20 protein-coding genes and 1 tRNA gene are annotated in these 24,163 nt (G+C 50.7%); 13 read left to right on the top strand and 8 right to left on the bottom strand.

What is annotated here, in order from left to right; translation table 11 throughout:
* Positions 1–41 precede the first annotated feature (41 nt).
* The 6 genes from B7982_RS00665 (at position 42) to B7982_RS00640 (ending at position 6,800) form a co-directional block, all read left to right on the top strand.
* A complete protein-coding gene (locus B7982_RS00665) occupies positions 42–1,277 on the top strand; it encodes an ATP-binding protein (protein WP_088659114.1) in 1,236 nt (411 codons plus the stop codon).
* Positions 1,264–3,366 carry an ATP-dependent zinc metalloprotease FtsH gene (gene ftsH / locus B7982_RS00660; RefSeq protein ID WP_088659113.1) on the top strand — a complete coding sequence of 701 codons (2,103 nt, stop codon included), beginning with the start codon at positions 1,264–1,266 and terminating at the stop codon, positions 3,364–3,366. The genes B7982_RS00665 and ftsH overlap by 14 nt, the downstream gene beginning before the upstream one ends.
* 96 nt (positions 3,367–3,462) lie before the next feature.
* Positions 3,463–4,290 (top strand): dihydropteroate synthase, encoded by an 828-nt coding sequence (gene folP, locus B7982_RS00655; RefSeq protein WP_233138295.1) that lies wholly within the window; start codon positions 3,463–3,465, stop codon positions 4,288–4,290.
* Positions 4,277–5,125, top strand: coding sequence for a diadenylate cyclase CdaA (gene cdaA, locus B7982_RS00650; RefSeq protein ID WP_085490523.1), 849 nt, complete (start codon positions 4,277–4,279; stop codon positions 5,123–5,125). Before folP ends, cdaA begins: the two co-directional genes overlap by 14 nt.
* 3 nt (positions 5,126–5,128) lie before the next feature.
* The gene (locus tag B7982_RS00645) at positions 5,129–6,355 is read left to right on the top strand and encodes an SUMF1/EgtB/PvdO family nonheme iron enzyme (RefSeq protein WP_088659111.1); all 1,227 of its coding nucleotides are present in this window, start codon (positions 5,129–5,131) and stop codon (positions 6,353–6,355) included.
* 67 nt (positions 6,356–6,422) lie between these two features.
* Positions 6,423–6,800: a hypothetical protein gene (locus B7982_RS00640; RefSeq protein WP_088629106.1), complete on the top strand. Its 378-nt coding sequence runs from the start codon at positions 6,423–6,425 to the stop codon at positions 6,798–6,800.
* A gap of 170 nt (positions 6,801–6,970) precedes the next feature.
* Here the strand turns inward: B7982_RS00640 and B7982_RS00635 are convergent, their stop codons facing one another.
* From B7982_RS00635 to B7982_RS00615, 5 genes are all read right to left on the bottom strand, one after another.
* Entirely contained in the window at positions 6,971–7,717 is a 747-nt protein-coding gene (locus B7982_RS00635; RefSeq protein WP_088659110.1) for an amino acid ABC transporter ATP-binding protein, read from the bottom strand.
* The gene (locus B7982_RS00630; RefSeq protein ID WP_088659109.1) at positions 7,707–9,203 is read right to left on the bottom strand and encodes an ABC transporter permease subunit; all 1,497 of its coding nucleotides are present in this window, start codon (positions 9,201–9,203) and stop codon (positions 7,707–7,709) included. Before B7982_RS00630 ends, B7982_RS00635 begins: the two co-directional genes overlap by 11 nt.
* 74 nt (positions 9,204–9,277) lie before the next feature.
* Positions 9,278–11,050: a PCMD domain-containing protein gene (locus tag B7982_RS00625; protein ID WP_088659108.1), complete on the bottom strand. Its 1,773-nt coding sequence runs from the start codon at positions 11,048–11,050 to the stop codon at positions 9,278–9,280.
* Between the two features lie 9 nt (positions 11,051–11,059).
* Positions 11,060–11,794, bottom strand: coding sequence for a hypothetical protein (locus tag B7982_RS00620; RefSeq protein WP_144065897.1), 735 nt, complete (start codon positions 11,792–11,794; stop codon positions 11,060–11,062).
* Between the two features lie 144 nt (positions 11,795–11,938).
* Entirely contained in the window at positions 11,939–12,688 is a 750-nt protein-coding gene (locus B7982_RS00615) for a CAP domain-containing protein (RefSeq protein WP_088659106.1), read from the bottom strand.
* Between the two features lie 126 nt (positions 12,689–12,814).
* Here B7982_RS00615 and B7982_RS00610 point away from each other — a divergent pair, with 126 nt between their 5' ends.
* The 4 genes from B7982_RS00610 to B7982_RS00595 all read left to right on the top strand — a co-directional run bounded on the left by B7982_RS00610 (position 12,815) and on the right by B7982_RS00595 (position 16,913).
* The gene (locus B7982_RS00610; RefSeq protein ID WP_073424004.1) at positions 12,815–14,410 is read left to right on the top strand and encodes an ABC-F family ATP-binding cassette domain-containing protein; all 1,596 of its coding nucleotides are present in this window, start codon (positions 12,815–12,817) and stop codon (positions 14,408–14,410) included.
* A gap of 150 nt (positions 14,411–14,560) precedes the next feature.
* Positions 14,561–15,379: an ADP-ribosylglycohydrolase family protein gene (locus tag B7982_RS00605; RefSeq protein WP_088659105.1), complete on the top strand. Its 819-nt coding sequence runs from the start codon at positions 14,561–14,563 to the stop codon at positions 15,377–15,379.
* 38 nt (positions 15,380–15,417) lie between these two features.
* Entirely contained in the window at positions 15,418–15,954 is a 537-nt protein-coding gene (locus tag B7982_RS00600) for a DUF5662 family protein (RefSeq protein ID WP_088659104.1), read from the top strand.
* A 125-nt stretch (positions 15,955–16,079) separates the two neighbouring features.
* A complete protein-coding gene (locus B7982_RS00595) occupies positions 16,080–16,913 on the top strand; it encodes a S1 RNA-binding domain-containing protein (protein WP_088659103.1) in 834 nt (277 codons plus the stop codon).
* A gap of 125 nt (positions 16,914–17,038) precedes the next feature.
* Here the strand turns inward: B7982_RS00595 and B7982_RS00590 are convergent, their stop codons facing one another.
* Positions 17,039–17,737, bottom strand: coding sequence for an OmpA family protein (locus tag B7982_RS00590; protein ID WP_014544883.1), 699 nt, complete (start codon positions 17,735–17,737; stop codon positions 17,039–17,041).
* A 123-nt stretch (positions 17,738–17,860) separates the two neighbouring features.
* Here B7982_RS00590 and B7982_RS00585 point away from each other — a divergent pair, with 123 nt between their 5' ends.
* On the top strand, positions 17,861–18,907 hold the full coding sequence (locus B7982_RS00585; RefSeq protein ID WP_088659102.1) for a hypothetical protein: 1,047 nt from the start codon (positions 17,861–17,863) through the stop codon (positions 18,905–18,907).
* Positions 18,908–19,224: 317 nt separating this feature from the next.
* Here B7982_RS00585 and B7982_RS00580 read toward each other — a convergent pair.
* Positions 19,225–19,297: transfer RNA gene (locus B7982_RS00580), tRNA-Glu, on the bottom strand.
* 110 nt (positions 19,298–19,407) lie between these two features.
* Positions 19,408–21,339: a peptidylprolyl isomerase gene (locus tag B7982_RS00575; protein ID WP_088659101.1), complete on the bottom strand. Its 1,932-nt coding sequence runs from the start codon at positions 21,337–21,339 to the stop codon at positions 19,408–19,410.
* A 156-nt stretch (positions 21,340–21,495) separates the two neighbouring features.
* On the opposite strand from B7982_RS00575, the gene nadB reads away from it, so the two are divergent.
* Complete coding sequence (gene nadB, locus B7982_RS00570) at positions 21,496–23,079, top strand: L-aspartate oxidase (RefSeq protein ID WP_088659100.1); 1,584 nt, start codon at positions 21,496–21,498, stop codon at positions 23,077–23,079.
* A gap of 22 nt (positions 23,080–23,101) precedes the next feature.
* Entirely contained in the window at positions 23,102–24,151 is a 1,050-nt protein-coding gene (locus B7982_RS00565) for a serine/threonine-protein kinase (RefSeq protein ID WP_088659099.1), read from the top strand.
* Positions 24,152–24,163 lie beyond the last annotated feature (12 nt).

The raw sequence follows: 24,163 nt of genomic DNA, 5'->3' as shown, positions 1-24,163 counted from the left end.
AAAGACAGTTCTCTTTTGTCTTTATTAGAAGGTCTATCGGGTTGCCACTCGATTTAATTGAAAATATTCGCCATCATGGTTTTAAGCGCCTGTTGCTTGCAGTTTCGGGCGGATTGGATTCTATTTGCTTGGCGCATTATTTTATCGAGAACAGTGCCGCGCTTGGCATTGAATGGCTGGGTATTGCGCATGTGCATCACGGGCTACGCGAAGGAACGGCAGACAGAGACGCAAAATTTGTAGAAGAATTTGCAAAGTCGCACAATGTTCCTTTTTTCTTGAAGAAGCTAGATGGAGAAGCGCTGAAAAGTGCAGATGGTTCACTTGAAGAAAATGCACGAGACGCAAGGTATAAAGCGTTAACAGAAATTGTGAAAAGCATTGTCACTCTGGAGCCAACAGGCGATAGAGTCCATTATGCTTTGGATCCTATCGGGGCTTTGCCCCTCCAGGATGACGAAGGCTGCGCCCCCATACCCCATAGCCCAATCGCTATCGTGACGGCGCATCATGCGGGGGATCAGGCGGAGACAATGTATATGCGTCTCAAGCGCGGGACAACGCTTGCCGGGCTGCGCGGAATTCAAGAAGTAAGAATAATTCAGGACAAGAAGGAGATGCCCGCTCACGGCGGGCATGACATTCCCTGCATTCACATCTATCGGCCGTTCCTGAACATCTCTCGCAACGAACTCCTCGCCTATGCTCGCGAAAATGGTTTAAGCTGGTGCGAGGACGAAAGCAATGCGGATGTGAAATTCGCACGCAATAAAATTAGGCACGAGTTTTTGCCGAATCTGGAACAAGAATGTCCGGGGGCAAACAAACAGCTCTGCAAGATTGCGGGGCTTGCGGACAGAGCGTATGCGAAAGTGCTGGCAAAATGCTCTAGATCCTTCGACTTCGCTCAGGATGACACAAGGGGATTCCCGCTCGGTGGCGGGAATGACAAAGATTCTCTAGTCTCTAGTCTCTCGTCTTTCGTCTCATTAGACAAGAAAAAACTCAATAAAATTCTACGCGAATACGCGGATGCAGATCTGTCCGAAATGTTCCGGTTGTGGCTCACGGAAAAGGGTTTTCGGTTCCCGATTGGCTTTTTCTACGGTCCTAAAGAGCCTGCCCACGTGAAAATCCCGGTCCGGGCGGTTTATCGCCGGCGTTCCGTCGTCAAAATAGCGCATACTGTCTGGATTTGCGAGTTCAAGGACGCGCTTTCAGCCGCAAAATTTGTATCTTGCGAGAAGAAAGAAAAGGATTATAATGAATCAACCTAAGAAGCCAGCTCCGTTTAAGAACAAGAATTTTATCATTGTTCTCATCATGCTCCTCATGCTTTTCGTCATGTTCCCCATGACCGGGAAAGATTCCAGCAAGGATATTACCCGCACCGAATTTTTGGCATTGATGGGCGACTCGACCAAGGTCATTACTGAACTTACTCTCCAGAAGACTCCCGATGGCGTGATTATCGAAGGCGCTTACGAGATGTCCCCGGAAGAAATCGCCGAGGCCAAGAAGGGCCAAAGCGCGCTCGCCAGGTTCACTCGCAACAGCACCGACACCAAGAACAAGCATTTCAAGAGCCACATGCTCGAAATTTCAAACGAGCAGATTTCGACTTGGGAAGCATTCAAGGGCGTGAAAGTCAAGGTTATTCACGAATCGACCACGTGGATTGATACGCTTGTGGCGTTCCTCCCGGCCATTTTGCTGATTGCGTTCTTCTACATCATGATGAGCCGTCAGATGGGCGGTGGCGGTAAGAGCCCGTTCTCGTTTGGCAAGAGCCAAGTGCGCCAGCTGAACTCGCAGAAGAAGACGACGTTCAATGATGTTGCCGGTTGCGACGAAGCCAAGCAGGACTTGCAGGAACTCGTTGAATTTTTGAAGGACCCGAAGAAGTACGACAAGCTCGGTGGCCGCATCCCGAAGGGTGCTCTCCTCGTTGGTCCTCCGGGTACGGGTAAGACACTCCTCGCCCGCGCTGTTGCAGGCGAAGCAGGCGTGCCGTTCTTTAGCATGTCGGGTTCGGACTTCGTGGAAATGTTCGTTGGCGTGGGTGCATCCCGCGTGCGTGACTTGTTTGAAACCGGTAAGAAGAACGCTCCGTGCATTTTGTTCATCGACGAAATCGATGCCGTGGGTCGCCAGCGTGGTGCTGGTCTCGGTGGCGGTCACGACGAACGCGAACAGACTTTGAACCAGTTGCTCGTGGAAATGGACGGCTTTACCGCTAACGAAGGCGTGATTTTGATTGCCGCCACGAACCGTCCGGATGTGCTCGACAAGGCTCTCCTCCGCCCGGGCCGCTTTGACCGCCAGATTGTGGTGGGCCTCCCCGACCTCAAGGGCCGTGAAGAAATTTTGAAAGTCCACTTGAAGAAACGCAAGGTTCCTCTTGGCGATGATGTCGATGTGAAGGCAGTCGCTAAGGGAACTCCGGGACTTGCCGGTGCAGACCTCGAAAACTTGGTGAACGAAGCAGCGCTCCTCGCCGCAAGGTTCAACAACAAGAAAGTGACGATGCTCGACTTTGAAGAAGCCCGCGACAAGCTCAGCATGGGTGCTGAACGCCGCACGCTCCTCATGACCGACGAAGAAAAGCGCCACACCGCTTACCATGAAGCAGGCCATGCCCTCATGACGCTTCTCTGCAAGCATTCTGACCCGCTCCACAAAATTACGATTATCCCTCGCGGACGCGCTCTCGGTGTGACCATGAGTTTGCCCGAACGCGATCAGGTGAGCTACAGCCGCGAATACGCCGAAGAACGCATCATGATCATGATGTCCGGCCGTCTCGCCGAGCTCATCTTCTTCAACCACCAGAGCACGGGTGCAAGTAACGACATCCAGCGCGCTACAGAACTTGCCCGTAAGATGGTGACGGAATGGGGCTTCGACGAAGAAATCGGACCGGTCTGCTACAGCCGCGCCGATGGCGAAGTGTTCCTCGGACGCGAAATCAGCAAGCCGAAGGAAATGTCTGAAATGATGGCCGAAAAGATTGACAACGCCATCAACAACTTGATCAAGCGCATGGACAACAAGGCAAGAGAACTCCTTGAAGAAAACAAGGACAAGCTCACCGACCTCGCCGAAGCGCTGTTTGAATTTGAAGTGCTCGACCGCGAAGAAATCGACAAGGTCATGGCTGGCGAAAAGCTCACCGGTACAAAGAAGAGCCGCCAGTACAAGGCCATGGAAGAGCTCGCCAAAAAGCGCGAAGAAGAAAACACTCCGCCGCCTGACCCGGGTGACCAACCGCCGGTAGCTCCGATTGCCGACGTCCAGCCGGCCCCCGCCCCCACCTCTACAACAGGCAATGAAACCGCTACAAATTCTGTGAAAGAAAACGAATAAGGTCGCTCAATGCTCCGCTCTCTATTAGAATCTAATCGTGCAATCTCTTGGAAAATTGGAAACGACATCATTCCAGCTTCGAGGATGCCGCTTGTCATGGGTATCGTGAATGTTACCCCGGACAGTTTCTTTGATGGAGGCAAGCATAACACGCCCGAAGCCGCTTACGAGCACGCTATTTCGTTGGTGGAACAAGGCGCCGTGATTCTCGATATCGGCGGTGAAAGCAGCCGCCCGGGAAGCGCACCCGTGAGCGTTCAGGAAGAACTCGACCGCGTATGCCCCATCGTAGAAGCGCTCGCACAGACCGCAACCATTTCGGAAGACCTCGACAATCCGGGATTCCGCAAGTTCTACATCTCGGTCGATACGGTCAAGGCTAAAGTCGCCGAAGAATGCATGAAGCTCGGGGCGCACATCATCAACGACATCAGCGCCTGCATGATGGACCCGAAGATGATAGAAACCGTTGCAAGCACAAAGGCAAGCGTGGTGCTGAACCACATGCGCGGAAACTTCGGAACGATGCAGCAGGACTTCAAGCCGTACACGAACGTGGTCCAGGAAGTTCAAGAAGAACTCTTGGCACAGGTGAAGAAGCTCCTCGACGCCGGTGTCGAAAAAGAACGCATTTGCATTGACCCGGGTATCGGTTTTGGAAAGACGGTTCAAGACAACATAGACTTGATGAAGTCCGTGGACGTGATGCTCAAGGACGGCTACCCCGTTTTGATTGGCACGTCGAGAAAGTCTTACATCGGAAAGATGCCTGGGCTAGAAACAAGCGATAGACTTATCCCGACCGTGACCGCAGACATTATCGCCGCCCTTGGCGGAGCAAGCGTTATCCGCGTTCACGATGTTCGCGAAGCAAAAGAATCACTTTTATATTTGGAGGCTTTGAAGTCCCATGACGCTGTTTAAGTTATTCGGCATCATCGATGTTCGTATGGCTGACATTCTGGACGTTCTCCTCATATCAGTCATTCTGTATTACATCTTTTTACTGTTCCGCGGGACGCGTGCAGCACAGATGATTTTCGGCGGCTTTTTGCTCATTCTCGCATGGCTCATTGCGCAGTGGTGGGAACTCCATACGCTCGTGTGGATGCTCAGTAACCTCGCTACGCTCGGTATTATCGCCATCGTGATTTTGTTCCAGCCCGAAATTCGAAGCGCCCTTACGCGAATCGGTCAGAGCGTGAGTAAAGTGGACTTGAGAAACATCCTCTTCCACGCGAGCGGTCTCGATGACATCGCCCAGAAAATTTGCTCTGCCGTTCAGGATTTGGCAAAGACAAAAACCGGTGCGCTCATTGTACTTGAAAAGCGCGTGGGCCTCAAGAACTACGCAGATACAGGTGAATACCTCGACGCACGAATCAGCTCCAGACTTTTGCGCGCATTGTTCTTCCCGAACTCCGCTTTGCACGACGGTGCTGTGATTCTCAACTGCAAGTCGATTGTCGCCGCAGGCTGTATTTTGCCGATGCCGACCGGTAACGCCGAAGGCGATGCAGGCTACGGTATGCGCCACCGCGCCGCTAAAGCTCTCGCTGCCGAAAGTGATGCCCTCATCATCATCGTCTCCGAAGAAACAGGTAAAATTTCTACCGCTTACAGAAACAACCTGAGACGCGGCCTCACCCCGAAAGAACTTAAAGCAGAAATTTTCCGCCACTGGCACGACCTCTTCAACGAAGTGATTGAAGAAGATCAAGCCGAAGGTGAAAACGAAGCAGTCGAAAACAAGGTGTAACTTATGGCAAACAACGAAAAGAATTCTACGAAGAACACACAAAATGCGCAGGGCAACCAAAAGAAGAAAAACGGGAAACGCAATCTCGTCATCTTGATTTTGATGTTCCTTTTGCTCATCTGCCTTTTTGTAGTGCAGTGCCAGCTCAACAAGGTCAAGCAGCAAGCGCTTGAAGAACAGAAGCTCTCGGAACTCGCACTCCGCCAGCAGCAGATTCTTGATAGCCTCCGCGCCGAGCAGGCCAAGGCCGACAGCTTGAAGGCTCTCGAAGAAGCTAGAATCGCAGACAGTTTGCGCATCGCGGACTCCATCCGCACGGCAGATTCGCTCGCCAATTTGCCCAAAGTCCCGGCAGTCAACAAGGACAGCATCCGTGCCTATCGCAAGTTCCGCAGGGATAGCCTCGCCCGCGTTAACGACTCACTCGCACGTATCGAGAGAGACCGCCAGGATTCCCTGAACAAGGCTCGCTTCGCCGATAGCCTCCGCAACTCGGACAAGGTCCCGCCCACAGCCGAAATCACGCCGCCTGCAGGCCGCTACTACGCCCCGATCAAGCTCAAGGTCAAGTGCGACGAAATCAAGTGCAAGACGTTTGTTTCCATCGGCGATACGCTCAATCCGCAAGACGCAAGCAAGGGCATTGAATACAATAAGACCGGTTCCGTGTTCTTCTACGCTACCGACTCCGTCGGTAACCGCTCCGCTTGGGAAGAAGCCAAGTACGATATGGCAAGCGATAACATTTGCGGCAAGAACGCCTACCCCGTCCCGGTTGGCGGAAAGACCGTCTGCGTAGACGCTTACGAATACCCGAACCAGCCGGACGCTACGCCGAAGGACATGGTAAGCCAGGAAGAAGCCGCACGCATTTGCAAGAACGAAGGCAAGCACCTCTGCACAATCGAAGAATGGCAAGCCGCATGCCGTGGCAAGGACGGTTTCAAGTTCTCTTACGGTAATGGTTACAAGCAGAGCAAGTGCAACACCAACACGAAGGCCGCCAAGAGAAGTGGCCGCAAGACGCAATGCCGTAGTTGGTATGGCATGTACGACATGAACGGAAATCTCTGGGAATGGACAGCCTCAACAAGCAAGCAGCACCCGGACAAGTTCCTGGTCGCAGGCGGTGCATGGAATACCAACAACGAAAGTAGCTGTTCCGTAAGCAAATTCAGCTTCTATCCGCAAAACCAGTACCCGAGTGTCGGTTTCAGGTGTTGTAAATAACTCACCGTTAAAACAACATTACATAGATTAGCTAACCCAACCGGAAAAAATTATCTAATTTAAGAGCATGAAAACGAAACTTATACTCTCCGCACTTTTAATTTCTTCGTTTACGTTCTTCGGCTGCAACAATGAAAAGCCCAACTATACGGGTTACTGGAAAGGCGAAGCCGACATGATTTTCGAAGTTCTTACCGAAAACAACGTCGATTACACCATCAGAAACGTGAACGGCGACCTCACGGCCAAATACGAGAACAACGCTCTCCGTGGCAAGAATTCGCTCAACATGGACATTTTGATGCGCGTCAAGGGCGACTCCGCCTACTATGAATTCGGCGAAGACGAATCTGGCAAGATTGTGACGGGTTACATGAGAATCTCGAAGGACGAATACGACAAGATTTTCAAGGCTCAGTCCGAAGCTAAGAATAGCTATAACTAAGTGCAGAAACGCCGGTAAATGCCGACGAGAAGCCCGCGAACTTATGCAAGAAACCCCGGTTTAAAGCCGGGGTTTCTCGTTTTTTAAAGGAGGTCCCCGCTCGGAGGCGGGGATGACAACTTAATGCGGAAGTGCCGCGCCCTTCGACAAGCTCAGGGACCTTAGCAAAGCTACTTCTTCAGTGCGGACAAGAATTCCTTAAGGCGGGTGTCCTTCGGGTTGTCGAAGACTTCTTCGGGGGTTCCGTCTTCCTTAACGTAACCATCGGCAAAGAAGAGCACACGGTTTGCCACTTCGCGAGCAAAGCTCATTTCGTGCGTCACGACAATCATCGTCATTCCAGACTTTGCAAGGTCCTTCATGATCTTGAGCACTTCGCCCACCATTTCCGGGTCCAACGCGCTCGTCGGTTCGTCAAAAAGGATTGCTTCAGGCTGCATAGCCATGGCACGGGCAATGGCGATACGCTGCTGCTGACCGCCCGAAAGCTGTGCTGGATAATGGTCTGCACGGTCCAAAAGTCCCACGCGCTTCAAGAGTTCACGAGCGCGCGTTTCGGCTTCTGCCTTGGACAGGCGACCGAGTTTCACCGGAGCAAACATGATGTTCTTGAGGGCGGTCATGTTCTTGAACAGGTTGAACTGCTGGAAAACCATGCCAACGCGCTCGCGAATCGAAGGCTTCGAAACATCCTTCGCCAAAATGCTCTTGCCATCCAAAAGGATATCGCCGCTCGTCGGGTGCTCCAGCAAATTCAACTGGCGCAAGAAAGTGGACTTGCCACAACCAGACGGGCCGATAATTGCAATCACGTCACCGCGATGGATATCAAGCGAAATGCCCTTGAGGATTTGCTTGTCACCGTAAGATTTGCAAAGGTTCTTGACCTGGATTAAAGTTTCTGCATTAGCGTTCATTTTTCTTCAACCTCTTTTCAAGTTTTGCAACACAAGCCGAAAGCCCGGCGACAATGATAAAGTAAATAGCAGCCACAGCAAGGAGCGGGAGCATGGCTTCGTAAGTCATACTGCGGATGATATCGCCACCGCGAGTGAGGTCGGTAAGGCCGATGTAACCGCAAATGGACGTTTCCTTGATGAGCGAGATAAATTCGTTCGTGAGAGCCGGAAGCGAGTTCTTGAACGCCTGCGGGTAAACGATGTAATAAAGCACAGTACGGAACTTGAGACCAAGACTGCGGCCCGCTTCAATCTGTCCCGGATCAACGCCCTTGATGCCGCTACGGATGATTTCGGAAACGTATGCGCCCGAGTTAATGCCGAAAGCAACAATCGCGACGAGAATCTTGTTGATGTTCACCGACGAAAAGACGATGTAGTAAATGATGAGGAGCTGAATCATCATCGGCGTGCCGCGAATCACGGCGAGGTAAGCCTTAGCAAACCAGTTCAGCACTTTGAAGCGGCCGTTGAATTCGTTGCTCGTACGAATCTGCGCAATCACAAAGCCAATCATGATGCCGAGAAGAGCCGCAAAGAACGAAATCACGAGCGTGTTGCGGAGACCTTCAACAATGAACTTCCAGCGGGAATCCTTCACGAAATTCTTGTAGACATGATCGCCAAAGCTTTCTTCACTTTCGACAGCTTGGTCACCGCGAACAATCACGACGACTTTCGAGAGCGTGTACGGAGTCGTAAAGTTGATGGACTTTTTGCGTTCTTCGGTCACGGTGAATCCCGAGAATCCGACATCAGCCTTGCCCGAAGCAACCGCATTGATAATCGCGTCGAATTCAATGTCTTGAATTTCAACAGTGCGATTGAGGTAATCGGCAATGTAATTCACGATTTCGATATCGAGACCGACAATCTTTGTGTTCTCGTAGTATTCGTACGGCGGGAACTGAGCGTTGGTCGAAACAACGAGCTTCGGGCCTTCGGTCACTTTTTTCTGGTAGTGGTAATTGCCCGAACGGTAAATGTACGTGTTGAAGAGGGAATCGTAAACGCCATCCTTCTTCATCGCTTCAAGCGCCTGGTTCACTGAATCCAAAAGCGCTTCGTTGCCCTTCGCGACAACGCCTGCATACATTTCTTCGACGAAGACTTCTTCGAGAATGCGAAGCGACGGATTCTGGAGCACAAAAGCCTTGGCGGGCTGGTCGTCACTCATGACCGCGTCAATCTTCCCCTGCAACAGTGCCTGCACGGCATCGGCAAGCTTCGTGTAGCGTTCGACATCGATCTTAGCCGTGTCGCCACCAAAGTCCGATGCGTAGATATCGGCGGTGTTGCCTATCTGCACGCCCACCTTTTTGTGGCCGAGATCGCTGATGGAATGAACCCTGTTGGGGATGACGGTCTGATTCTCGCTTTGGCACGATGTGAGCGCAAGTGAGAACAGTGCAATAAAAAGAGTGAGATATAACTTTCGTATCATTTTCTAACCTTAATTAAAAGTTAGTTAAAAGGCGAAAGTTTGGGAACCCTTGTGAGTATTATATAATATATGGACTAATAAATAAGTTTCATTTCGTCAATGACGAGTATCGCGCCCTTTGTACCCTTGTAATGGTTACCATCGGCACTCGAAGCAAACACCACACGGATATGCGTCACGGGCTCGTCGCCTGTCCCCTGCACCAAGCCGTTATTAATGGCAGACTTGTTCGAGGATTCAAGTTTCGTGTTGAACGTCGAAGAATTTTCAATCGGTGAGCCTGCGAGCGGTTCGCCGTATTGGAGCTTGAGACGGAGCGTGCGCATCTTGTTTTCGTCCGGTTCCGAGACGCTAACGACATCAGGATTCTCGCGGCCGGAATTATCCGCCTTCGTAGAGCGGAACCAAGCAGAAGCAACCAGCTTGTTTACGTCGCTAGACTTACGATTGACGTTCTTATCGCCAGTGCGATTTTCAAGAAGGATGTAAATATCGCAGCTATCGCCCTTGCCATCGTAGCTGAACTTGACTTCCATAAATTCCGGGCGTGCAGCAAATGGCTTACCGAAATCCAAGAGTTCATTGCCATCGGGCCATGTCGAAGAACTTGCCATCGAGAGTGTACCGACGCCTTTGGGATTGAAATCCGCCGTATAGAGGCTGCCGCTAGCCATTTTGGTAAGAGCAGAACTCGTCTGGATTTGAGCACCGATCATGGAGCCAGACGTGATTTTTTCCGTCGTCGTTAAAATGGTATTGGCATTGCCCCAGATGGAATCTGGCGTGACATTGTCACCTTTCCAGGTGTTAAAATTCGATCCCGGCAGCTGATAGCCCGCCTTGACGATGTACGTTTCAGATTCGTCGTTTGCATTCGTGACAGTCACTTGAACGCCCGCGCCAAAGTCGTAAGACTCGCCCACTTCGATATTTGCAGTAGCGCCTTCTGAAAGTTCAATTTCAGAAAGTTCAAGCGCTGTGAGGTCTGTACGGAAATCCAAATTGTCCACATGGAAAGTTTTGCGGTCTGCATCAAATTCAGCGGATTTGCCTGCGATGGAAAGCGAGAGGATGCGCGGGGCGGGAGCTTCGCGAGAATCGCTAGATTCACGAGAGCCGCTGGATTCGACGGGATTTTCAACAGCAGAACTGCTAGAGTCACGAGATTCGCTAGATTCACGAGATTCGCCGCTATTTGAACTGCTCGATTTATTCGTGGAGCTGCTAGATGCGCTACTAGAAGCAGCACTTTTCGCGGAGCTACTGGAAGCACTACTAGACGCAGCACTTTTCACGGAACTGCTAGACTTTGCGGATTTTACAGAAGATGAACTGCGTTCTGATTCGGGCTCCGGAATATTCAAAACCAATTGCCAAATGGACTTCATTCCACTTTCAGAAACAACAACTACATAAACAATATGGCTCGAAGGCACTTGAATCTTATCGCCTACTTTTACAGCATTTTTTGAACACGGCACCTTTTGCGCCAAGGAATCCAATTCAAGCGAGTCCGTCGGGAACTCTTCTATTTCATCATCGACTAAATGGAGTGACGCGAAATGGCTCATGTCGATATTTTCAATAGTCAACGAGTCCCAAATTTTTTGAGATTCCGATGGGGCAACAAAATCAAATTCCATGCGGTGTTCTGCCGAATATACAGCAGATGAGCCATCCTGTTCTGCAAACGAGATTTCTTCTAAATTGCGATAATCCGATACACCAAATGTATCGTAATCTGCAGAGCAACCATTCAAAATAACGAACGCTAAAATGCCAAGGAGCGAGAGCGTAGCATTTGCGTAACGACCATTTTTTGTACAATTAAAAATTTCGAACAACATTACTCACCCCTAAAAGAAATAAACCAACGAGAAATCAAGCGCAAGCAAATTAACCTTAAAGTTCACTATGTTGTAAGAAACTTCACTACGTTTTTCACCATTTTCTTCGATGACAACCCACGAAGAGTTCAAGCCTAAAAGCCCGACAGAAGTTTCAAACGCCAAGCGATCCAACACCATAATACTCAAGCCGGGATTGATGCCAAATTTAAACGTCCATCCATGATTTTTCGTTTTCGAAACATCCTCGCCATCATCCGATTGCGAAATGCCATAGGAATATTCTACCGTAAGAGAAGTTTCATTAAAGAAGTAAATCGTCTTGGAATCAAATACCTTCAAATAATTCTTGAGGAAAGGCTGCACGAAAAAGCCATTGCTCACATACTTGCGGTGTTCCTTAACATCAGCAAGATCTTCAAGGATTGAATAGTCGATATCGACATACGTGCGGCTGTAGCCGGAGCGCATCCCCACCGCCATTGCATCACGAACAAAATATCCGCCAAATACTTCGGCTGTAAAAGTATAACCTTCCGCCTTGTAAATATCTCCGAAAAGAATGTTCAGCGCATCTTCATCAGAATTTCCTTGAAGCAAGAAAAGTGTTGCACCCGTGAGGATATTGCCACGATGAATCGCCTCATCCTCTTCAACTGAGAAAAGGCTCCCGAGAAGTCCACCTTTTTTCGTTGTTTTAGTAGAATCCGCAGGTGTTGCCGAAAATGCAAATGCAACAAGCATCAGCAAAAAAATGAAAATTTTTGACTTTAAACTCATAAGGCCAAAAATAAAAAAATGAGCCCATGAGGTAAATAGAACTTTTATTACAAAAAAATTCCCATATTACAAAATAACATGGGAATTTCTTACAATTTTATTAGGATTTTACTTTCTGAAGAAATTGATATTCAGCCAGCCTTTTTTGCCATCTTCTGTGAGAGCAATACCGCAGGCGACTGTTTTATAATTGCCCTTCATGTTGAGGTAGTGGCCGATGTAGGAATAATCCTCTTTTTTGTCGGGATCGCGCTCGCCACTAGTCACGAGAGCCTTTTCATCTTCCCACATCATCTTGAGGAAAGCATCGGTAGCTTCAGTTGCCGTTTTGCGCCAAGAGGTATTGAAGTTCGGACCCGAGTTTTGCGCGCCTTCGCCGCAATTGCCAAAGTGACCATGAGCCTTGTTTTCGGCGAGATCGTCTGCAGCTTCCTGATCGGTACAGGTCTGCTTTTCTTCAGGTGCAAGCGTCAGCGGGTCAAGATTTTCTGTCGCACGGTATTCGTTGATTTTCGCAAGGCAATCTTCGCGCCAGGTTTCGCTGAAAAAGGACTTTTCCGCGGAAGAAGACGAAGACCTTGCCGAGGATGAAGACGAGGCGGCCGATTTCTCGGAAGACGAAGATGTGGCAGCCTTTTCAGATGATGAACTGCTCGCAGACTTTTTGGAAGATGAAGATTTTACGGAAGACGATGAATTCAAGACTTCGGAAGGTGAAGGCTGCTGTTCTGCTTCTTGTTCATATTCATGGTATTCATACCTCACGACCGAAGCATGATCAGAGCACGATGTAAACGCAAACGCAAAAGCAGCGCAAGTCGCATACTTAGCCATATTACCGAATAAATTAATTTTCATAGTCTCCCTCAAAAATAACTGGATCCCTCACATTGCTCAGGATGACTCGTTTAATAATAGCTTTTTCGGGCTAGCAATGCCCAAGCCCTCTACAATCCCGACCCACAATTTACTATCTTTGGCGCCATGCTTAATGTTTCTAATGTCAGTCTCCAGTATGGTAGCCGCGTCCTCTTCAAGGAAGTGAATCTTTCCTTCAAGAGAGGCAACTGCTACGGTGTCATCGGCGCAAACGGTGCCGGCAAGTCCACATTCCTCAAGATTCTTTCGGGCGAACTCGAACCGAACACGGGTGAAGTCACGAAGGACCCGGGCGAACGTATCGCCGTTTTGAAGCAGGACCATTTCGCCTACGAAAATAACACGGTCCTCGAAACCGTGATGATGGGTTTCCCGGAACTTTATGAACTGAGCAAGAAGCGCGACGAACTTTACGCGCTCCCTGAAATGACCGAAGAACAGGGCATGCAGGCCATGGAAATCGAAACGCGCTTTGGTGAAATCGGCGGTTACGAAGCCGACTCCAACGCAGCCGTGCTCCTCAAGGGCCTCGGCATTCCCGAAGAATTCCACTACAACTTGATGTCCGAACTCGATGGCGGCCAGAAGATCCGCGTGCTCCTCGCCCAGGCTCTGTTTGGCAACCCGGACATTTTGCTCTTGGACGAACCGACGAACCACCTTGATTTGGAAACCGTCGGCTGGCTCGAAGACTACCTCGAACGTTTCGAAAACATCGTGATCGTGGTGAGCCATGACCGTCACTTCTTGAACGCTGTCTGCACGCACACATGCGATATCGACTACGGCAAGATCAACATTTACGGCGGTAACTACGAATTCTGGTACGCAGCAAGCCAGCTCGCCCAGAAGCAGCGCAAGGACCAGAACCGCCGCGCTGAAGAAAAGATTGAAGAACTCAAGGCGTTCATCCGCCGCTTCGCCTCTAACGCTGCAAAGGCCAAGCAGGCCACCAGCCGTAAGAAGCTTTTGGACAAGATGACCGTCGAAGAAATGCCGGCATCGAGCCGTAAGTTCCCGTGGGTGAACTTCAAGATGGACCGCGAACCAGGTAAGATTGTGCTCGAAGTCAAGAATGCCACCGTTGATGGCGGCGACGGCATCGTCTGCAAGGGATTCGACTTCTCGCTCGGCAACCAGGACAAGGTCGCTCTCGTCGGTGAATACGACACACTCAAGACCGCATTCTTCCAGCTCATCGCCGAAGAAATCAAGGCTCCGGATGGCGTGCTCAAGTGGGGTAACACCATCAGCTACAACTACTTCCCGAAAAACAACGACGCTTACTTCAAGACAGACCTCTCCCTCGTGGATTGGCTGCGCCAGTACAGCAAGGAACAGGACGAAACGTTCATCCGCGGCTTCCTCGGCCGTATGCTCTTTACCGGTGAAGAAGCCCTCAAGAGCGCCAACGTGCTCTCCGGTGGTGAAAAGGTACGCTGCATGCTTTCGAAGATGATGCTCTCGAACGCCAACTGCTTGCTCCTCGACGAACCGACCGCTCACCTCGACTTGGAAGCCATCACCGCTTTGAATAACGGCCTCAAGGCATTCCAGGGCCCGGTCATCTTCTGCTCGCAGGACCATGAATTTGTCCAAACTGTCGCAAACCGCGTTTTGGAACTCACGCCGAATGGTGTTGTTGACCGCAGCATCACCTTCGACGAATGGCTTGAAACCAAGAAGACGAAGAAGAAGTAATTAGCAGTTCTCTGTTTTGAAACGGAGATGCCCGCTCAGTGGCGGGCATGACAAAGTTAAGATCCCTGTCACAGCAAGTGGCAGGGATTTTTTTTCATTTTACAATTCGCACGCATTATACGATATTATTATTGGAATAAGGAGATTTTTATGATTGGAGCAATTATCGGCGATACCGTCGGTTCCATTTACGAATTCGAAAACTACAAAGCTAAGGATTTTGAGCTGTTCCCTGATGGGGTATCGCCCACAGACGATAGCATTCTCTCGTTTGCTACGGCAGACTGGATTATGCGCGGAGGCGAAGCGTGGAAGTATTACGTCGCTTACGCAAGCAAGTACGAATGCCCTGTCGGCGGTTACGGCGGAGGGTTCACCAGATATGTCGTCAAGGCACGCCGCGATGGTTTTGGCACGCCATACGACAGTTGCGGGAACGGTTCTGCCATGCGCATTTCGCCGGTAGGCTGGGCGTTTAACACCAAGGAAGAGGTGCTCGCCAAGGCCAAGGAATCTGCCGAATGCACGCACAACCATCCCGAAGGAATCAAGGGAGCGCAGGCGACTGCACTTGCAATTTTCATAGCCCGCATGGGAGCGAGCAAGGACGAAATCAAGACGACCATCGAGAGCGAATTCAGCTATGATCTGAATTTCACAATTGATGAACTGCGTCCGGAATATAGCTGGTCTTATCCGGGAGCGGCGCTTTGCCAAGGGACGGTTCCGCAAGCCATCCGCTGCGTCTTGGAAGCGACGGACTACGAAGATGCCATCAGAAACGCAGTGTCCCTCGGCGGGGATAGCGATACGCTCGCCTGCATTGCGGGCGGTATCGCCGAAGCAGTATTCGGCATTCCGCAAAAAATCTATAAAGTAGGCATGAACATTCTCAAGTACTACTTCCCGGAACCACACAAGCTCGTGACGGAATTCGAAAATAAATACGGGAATCGGATTTTGCAATAAACATTGCCGGGATGCCCGGCTTTTGCTAATTTTTTGGCATGTTCCATCCTATTCGTCATTTCATTACGATTACCAAGCACAGGAACGAAGTGATTCGGCTTTGCATCAAGGCCGGTATCGGGTTGCAGGGGCTGTTCCACGATTTGTCGAAGTACAGCCCTACCGAATTCATTCCTGGTGCAAAGTATTACACGGGCAAGGAATCGCCAAACAACGGCGAACGCCGCGATACGGGCTACAGTCTTGCATGGATGCACCACAAGGGGCGCAACAAGCACCACTTTGAATTTTGGTACGATTACGACATGAAGACAAAGAAAATCGTGCCGATGGACATGCCGGACCGCTACATCAAGGAGATGTTCTGCGACCGCGTGGCTGCCTCCAAGACGTACAACAAGAAAAACTACACGCAAGAAGCTCCGCTCCAGTATTTGACGAAAAGCACTGCGCACGAGAAAATGACGGAAACGACTTACAAGAAGTTGCTGTTCTTGCTCAAGAAGCTTGCGACGGATGGCGAAAAAGAAACGCTTAGGTTCATGCGGCATTGCAAGGAACTGCCGACTGAGTAAACAACAAGAGCCCTTGCGGGCACTCGCACAAAAAAGTATATTTATAGGAGATGCCCGCTCGATGGCGGGCATGACAAAAATGAACCGCGATTGTTCGCGGCATCACTTGAACGGAAAGGCAAATTATGGAACTTGGAAGAATTAACCGCGCACGCGTCGAATCTATCACGCCACAGGGTTACTACCTGGAACTTGAAACTGGCGGAAGCGTGCTCCTCCCCGGCAACCGCAACAAATTCACGCTTGTCGAAGGCGAAATCATTGACGTGTTCGTTTACACGGACTCCGAAGACCGCCCGATCGCAACACTCGAGAAGCCGCTCGCCCAGGTAGGCGAATTTGCGGTGCTCACCGTCAAGGAAGTCAACCGCGTTGGCGCATTCTTGGATTGGGGGCTCAACAAGGATTTGTACCTCCCCTTCAAGCAGCAACTTGGCGAATTGCAGAAAGGCGACCGCTGCGTAGTCTTTGTACTCGAAGACGAAAAGAGCGGACGCATCATCGCCACCGAAAAAATCAAGAGCTTTATCGATCCGGACACGAACGACTTGCATATCGGCCAGCGCGTAGAACTTGCCGCTTACGAAGTCACGCCCGACTATGTCGATTGCCTCGTAGATTACCGCTACACGGGCCGCCTCATGATGACGCCCGGCATGGAACGCATCTACATCGGCGATACGATGCCCGGATTCATCCAGCGTTTCACGAGCGACGGAAAGATTACGCTCAACTTGACTCCGATCGGTTACAAGGGCATGATGAAGAGCGAAAGTCCCAATGCGGTCATGCAAAAGCTCGAAGCTGCGGGCGGATTCCTCCCCTACGGCGACCACACCGATCCGGAAACTATCCGTCGTGAATTCGGCATGTCCAAAAAGACGTTCAAGAAGATTATCGGGACGCTTTTCCGCGAAGAAAAAATCGTGATCACCGAAGACGGGATTCGCGCAGTTTAAAAATAATGGATCCCGTCGCTTCGCTTCAGGATGACTCTATAAAAAAAGCCGCGATTGCGGCTTTTTGCATTTTCAAGATTCGCGCGGCTCATCGGCCGCGCATCTCGGTTATTTAGATTTCGTTTTTAGAAATTCACTTCGTCGGCGTTGAGCACTTTAAGCTCAATACGACGGTTGGCGCGGCGACCCGCTTCTGTCGAGTTGTCACCCTTCGGGCGACTCGGGCCATAACCCACAGCAGTCACGCGGTCAGCATCAATCCCCTGTTCAATCATATAATTGCGGACACTGTTTGCGCGATCTTCAGAAAGTTGCTGGTTGAGTTCTGCGGAGCCATCGCTACTTGTATGGCCTTCCACCTCAATCTTGGCCTTCGGATTGCGCTTGAGCCCTGCAATCGCGGCATTGAGAGTCTTCAAGGAGCTCGGCACAAGTTCAGCGCTGCCCGCCTTGAACGTCACGCCCGTAAGTTCGGAACGAGTATCGTCAAAAACGACCGAAATTCCACCCGTGCTTGCCGTGCGGGAAACATACGGAGTTTCGCCGCATTCAAACGGTCCCGTCAAGCTTTCGCAGAGAATCGTGTAGGAATCTTCACGCGGGATATGGAAGCTAGCTTCACCATACACGTCCGTCGTGATGACCACCTTTTTTCCCTTGTTCTGCCCCACAAACGTGAGCTTTTTCTTGGCATGCGGAACGTTTTCTTCGTTCGTGTAAGTCACGTTCAGCACGGCGTGCGTCTTGTTCGGTGCAAGTTTGCCGGCAGATGCAAAAGAAACTGCCACTATTGCCGAAAATGCAATGCGGGAAATCATTCTCATTCTTGTACTCCAATGGATATTTTGTGAGGCAAAAATAAAAATTGAATCGCTTACTTTCAAATTATCTTTAAATATTTTCCGATTTTTCTAAATTTGTGCACGAAAAACTTACATGGAGAAACTATGAACTTCAAAAAAATGACAAGCGCACTTTTGGTCGCAGGTATGTGCACTGCCGCCTTCGCAGCCGATGGCGAATTCAGCCTCAAGGGCAACGTCCAGACTCAGGCAACCAAGACTCTCGCCGATGACGACAACAACCTGAGCTCCTTCTGGATCCGCGCTAACATTGGCGGTCTCTACAAGAGCGATAACTTCGACGCACAGGTCATGTTGCGCATTTTCGCCCCGCAGTTCGGCAACAAGATTAAGGACGGCGACGGCAAAACCACTAGCTACGACAAGATTCTCGCAGACCTCTACTGGGCTAACTACAAGTGGGCATACAATGACCACGCCTTCAATATCAAGGTCGGTCACTGGAAGACGGACTGGTCTCAGTCCACTCACTTCGGTACTTACATCGATAAGGACCTCACGGCTCGCGGCCTCTGGATGCGCGACTACAGCCACAACGCCATTGAACTTGGCTGGAAGACAGGTTACTCCAACTTCAACGCCATGATTGCCACAAGAGACAACAAGGCCAACACCGGCTACGTTCGCATTGAAGAAGACCTCAAGTTCGACTTCCCGCTCGAAGCAAAGTTTGCCTACCGCGTGAACGCCCTTGACCTGATCCAAAACACCGCATACGTCACCCACCGCCTTGCTACCTACTTGAGCTTCAACCCGGTGGAATTCTTCCGCCTCTACGGTGAATACGGTTTCATTTTCACGCAAGAAGATGGCATCAACGAAAAAGTGTCGAACTATGTCGCTCCGGAATATAAGTACCTGAAGTCTGCTTCTTACCATCCGTTCTACATTGGTGCTGAATTTGCTCCGAAGTCCGGTTTCTTGAACACACTCATGAGCAGCCTCTACGTGGAATGGGAACACATCAATGACCGCGCAGACCTCACCGATGGCAAGAACATCGACGATTGGGCATGGACCGTTGCATGGGCCAAGAAGGTCGGCAAGTCCAAGCTCCAGTTCAGCGTCTACAGCGGTAACGAAATCAGCGACGTTGGTTTTGCCTTCCGCCTCACAAGCACCATCAAGTAATTGAAAGCTAAAATGCGCGGGTATTAACTAAACTGCGCGAAGCTCGCTAAAGCATTTGAAAAGCCAGGGTAAAACACCCAGGCTTTTTTAGTTTTACAGAATCCTTCGCAGTAGCGTGCAAAACGAGAGTCGCGGGCGACTGCTTGCAGGCGCACATGACCGAGTGAAGCCGCTGACGCCGTAGGCGTCAACTCCGAGCTGGGGCCCCGCCCGCAAGACTTTCATATTACAAAAAAAGCCTAACCTTTTCGGTTAGACTTTTTTATACCCCTGGGGCGGAAAATAAAAACGACCAACTTTTCGTTGGTCGTTTTTAGTACCCCCAAGCGGACTCGAACCGCTGTTGCGGGAATGAGAATCCCGAGTCCTGGGCCACTAGACGATGGGGGCGAGTGCGGCACATTATAGCAAATTAAGCAAATTCCGTCAACCAATAATTGAGTTTATTTGCTGACGGATTTTTGTGCACGCTCACGAGAGTCAAGCTCTCGCAAAAGCCCTTAGTCTCTGTAGAAGAGGTCGAGGTTGCTCTTGACCGGCGTAGAAGCTTCGAGAGAAGTGACGTAGTCGTTGAAAGCAGTCATCACGCCAAAGCGGTAGGAGTTGTCCACATCCTGCTTGATGGCTTCTTCTACTTCTTCGAGCTTCGGAGTCTTCTTGGAAACGACCTTGAGCATCACGGCGCCATTTTCGGCAACAACCGGAGCGGTCCATTCACCAACAGTAGCCTTGCCCACAACGCGTGCAATCTGAGCATTGCCGTAGCCGAAGCCCGGAACAAAGCCGTCGACAGAAGCGTTCTTGGTTTCGAGTTCAACCTTTTCAATCTTGGTAGCGGTATCAGCCGGATTCCAAGCCTTGACCTGGGCGGCAACAGAGTTCAAGTAGCTTTCAGCAGCCTTGGCAGACTTCTGCTTGATAAGCGTTGCCTTGATATCGTTGTAGTAAAGCGGAAGGCTACGTTCGCCAGCCTTGTAAGAACCAATCTTCTTGGCGATAACAACCCACTTGTTGTTTCTGAGCACGCCAGAAATTTCGCTTTCTTCCTTCGGGAGGTTTTCGTTCGGCCAAGCGAAAGAAGCGAGACCCTTGAGGTAACCGAAAGCTGCAATGTTGCCATCGTTAGAAACCCATTCAGAAGTCTTGACTTCGAGACCACGAGCCTGAGCTTCGGTCAGCAAGTCAGAACCAGCATCAACATCCTTCTTGATGTTGGTGAGAATCTTTTCGAGGCTATCAATAGTATTGGAAGAAGCCGTCACGGTGAGGAGGATGTGACCGACCTTGACCTTTTCAACTTCGCCCTTAGCATTCTTCACGTTGCCGTAGGACTTGATGATGTGGTAACCGAACTGAGAGCGGACCGGTTCAGAAATCTTGCCAGAATCAAGAGCGAAAGCAGCATCTTCGAACGGCTTGACGTAAGTGCCACGACCGACGAAATCTTCACTCAGGACGCCCCCCTTTTCTGCGCTGCCCGGATCTTCAGAAGAAACGCGAGCCATGTCTTCGAACGTCGTCGTAGAAGAAGAATCCGTGAGCTGGTAGTAAAGGGTCATTGCGTATTCGCGGATGCTAGCATCATCACCGGCAGTAGCTTCAACCGGGAGAGAGACGTACTGGAACTGAGCCACGTCCTTCTGCACAAAGAAGCTATCCATGTGAGCGTTGAAATAGCCAGCGACCATGACGCTATCAACGGCGTTGCTATCCACAACAAAGGATGCGCTCGGGGCGACCGCCACCTGCAGTTCGTAGTCCGTCATGCGGCGTTCAACAGCCCACTTGGCTTCGAGAGAAGTCGGATGGACAGAAGCGCCGACCAAGGTCTGAAGCTGACGAGCCGGAATGGTATTGTTCTTCATTTCGTCTTCGAGCATGAGCATGGCACTCCAGCGGTAAGCGGCCGGAGTTTCAATCCAAGCGTCATAGTCAGCCTTGTTGAAAGTCGTGTCGGTGAGGAACTTCGGGAGAGAAGAGATGTAGGCCTGAGTGCGCTGCATCAAGTCTTCCTGAGAAGAAGCCTGCTGCTGGATGGCATAGAGGCGAGCCTGAGCTTCCTGGACCAAGCGTGCGCGAACGGCGTCGGAATTGCGCTTGAATTCGTTCTTGAGTTCAGCAACCGAGGCGCTAAGTTCGGCCGTTTCGTACTGTTCGGCAAAGAGAGCCTGGCGAACGAAGCTCGAGAACACCTGGGCACGGAGCTGAGAATACTGTTCGTCATCCAAGTGCTGGTTCTGATACTGGTTCTGCACGATCATCTTCACGCGAGAATCGAAGTCCGCATAGGAAATCTTGGTATCGTTGACAACACCAATAGGATAGCTGCGGCCCTGGTCCGGAACACGGTCCATGGCGAGAAGACCGATAGCGATACCGGCGGCAAAGATCACAATTACCCACTTGGCTTTTTCATTAATCCACGTTAACATAGAGACAACTCCATTAAAATTTTGTCGCTCGAAAAATAGCAAAAAAAAATGTTTGCATTTTATTTTATCGAAATTACAAGCCAAATATAATGCCGAAAAGCCCTATTTTTTCTATTTATGGGATATAAAAATACAACAATTCCTTTGGAGTATCTCATGTACGATATTTTGGTTCTGGGTGCCGGCATTTCTGGATTGAGCGCCGCCCTCCACGCGGCAGAAAAAGGGTTCCACGTTGTCATTTTAACCAAAGGTGCAAAGCCGGACGGCTCATCGAACTACGCTCAAGGCGGTATCTGCTCTGTCACCGAAAAAACAGACAAATTTGAATTCCATGTGGCAGACACCCTCGAAGCAGGTGCAGGTCTTTGCAAAAAGGACTCCGTGAAAATTCTCGTGAAGAACGGTCCCACGACTATCAAGCAGCTCGTCAAGTGGGGCGTCCAGTTCACACCGTCGCCCGAAGACAAGACTCAATTTGACCTCCACCTCGAAGGCGGACACAGTCACCACCGCATTTTGCACGCCGCAGACCTCACCGGTAAAGAGATTATGCGCGCCCTCCTTTGCGAACTTCACAAGCAAAAGAACATCGACTACCTCGAGAACTGCTACATCAAGGATTTGATTTGCGAAGGCGAAGGCAAGAACAAGCGTTGCATCGGTGCAAAGATTATTCACCAGAAGTCTGGCGAAGTCGAACGCATCTACGCAAAGGCTACCATTCTTTCGACTGGTGGTGCAGGCCGCATTTGGCAGTACACCGTCTGCCCGCCCGATAGCTGTGGCGATGGCATGGCAATTGCAGCACGCGCTGGCGCCGCCCTCCAGGATATCGAGTTCATGCAGTTCCACCCGACAAGTTTGTACGCACCGAAGTTCAAGAAGCCGTTCCTCATTTCCGAAGCGGTGCGCGGTTTTGGCGGCATCCTCAAGAACGACAAGGGCGAAGAATTCATGAACCAGGTGCACCCGCTGCACTCCCTCGCCCCGCGCGACATTGTCGCTCGCGCCATCCACAGCGAAATGCAGCGTCTCGGCAAGGACCACATGTTTATCGACCTCTCTGGCCGCACCCCGAAGGACATCAAGAGCCACTTCCCGCACATTTATTCTAAGTGCATGGATGCAGGCATCGATATCACCAAGGAATGGATTCCGGTCGTCCCGGCTGCCCACTACATGTGCGGTGGCGTTCTCGTCGACACATGGTCCCGCACCGAAATCAAGGGACTCTATGCTTGCGGCGAAGTTGCTGCAACGGGCGTCCATGGCGCAAACCGTCTTGCATCTAACTCGCTTTTGGAAAGCGTCGTATTTGCCATCCGCGCTGTCGATGATATCGAAAAGAGCGGCATCGTTAAAGACAAGATAATTCCAAGCAAGTCCTCCGCCAAGGAATCAGTCAGCTTCGCAAAGGCCGCCTACTGGCGCAAGCGCAAGAAGATGCTCCAAGACATGATGTGGACGCACTGCGGCATTGTCCGTACCGTCGCTGGCCTCAACCAAGGTCTCAAGGTCATCGAAGAACTCCAGAAGGATGTCGATACCGCCATCAAGAACAAAGAAACTGAAAACTTGCACTACCTTGAATTCCTGAACGCCCTTCAGGTTTCCAAGATGATTCTCATTGCCGCCCTCCGTCGCAAGGAATCTCGCGGTCTCCACTACATCCTCGATTACCCCAATCAGGACCCGAAGACAAAGCACCAGAGCATTTACCTGAGCGACAAGAAATAAATCTTTTTCTATATAGGGCAGCATGGAAGAGGTCAAGGCAACACAGTCCAGAAAGAAAGTCAAAGATCAGCTCCCGTCTAAAATCGGCGGATACAAACCAATACAAGCTCTGAACAGCGGAGCCATGGGTAGCCTGTGGCTTTGTCGGGACCCGTCTCTCGACAGACTTGTCGTTGCCAAGAGACTCAATACAAACTTGAACCAGCAGGACATCTACATCAAGAGATTCCTGCAAGAAGGGAGTATCCTCGCCCACCTTAACCATCCAAGCATCATTCAGCCGTATGCCCTCTGGAAAGATAGCGATGGCAACTACACGATGTCGATGGAATACGTGCAGGGCTCGAGCCTCAAGGATTTGCTCCTGAGAAACAAGCGACCGCCTGTCTGGGTTGTCGAGACCATTTTGTACGAACTTTTGAGTGCATTGAGCCATGCCCACCGCAACGGCGTGACCCACCGCGACTTAAAGCCCGCAAACATGATGATTGACAAGGACGGCCGTGTTCGCCTCCTGGACTTTGGCATCGCCCACACGGATACCCCGCTTGAAATCGGCAAGGAACTCACGCAGACCGGTTGCATCATCGGCACCGCCGCCTACATGAGCCCCGAGCAAATCATGGGCGAAAAGGTCAACTACGCAAGCGACCTCTTTAGCATAGGCATCATCGCGAGCGAAATGCTCATTGGCGAGAACCTTTTCCGCGGCAAGGACTTCGAAGAAACGCGCGAAAACATCCTCAAGATGAAATTCAAGCTCGAAGTTTTCCCGGATGATGTCCCCAAGCCTCTCCGCAAGTTCGTATTGAAACTACTCAACAAGCGCGCGAGCAAGCGCCCGTCTTCGGCATGCGATGCCGCAAACGAGCTTGCCGACCTCATGAGAGAATACCCGCGCGACATGACCCCCTACATCGCCGAATGGGCTGACACGGTAAACGAAGACCAACCGGTCGACACGGTCATCTCTCCCAAGCCACAAAAAACTACATTTAAGTACGGTATAGGCTTTTTACTAGGAGTGATAGTCACTGCAATAGCGTCCGTCGCTATTCACCTAGCTATCTAGAGGATTTGTCCA

This window comes from Fibrobacter sp. UWB2 (assembly GCF_002210425.1).
Classification (GTDB): domain Bacteria; phylum Fibrobacterota; class Fibrobacteria; order Fibrobacterales; family Fibrobacteraceae; genus Fibrobacter; species Fibrobacter elongatus.
The sequence above is the reverse complement of the archived record's forward strand: the minus strand, read 5'-3'. Positions and strand labels throughout refer to the sequence as shown.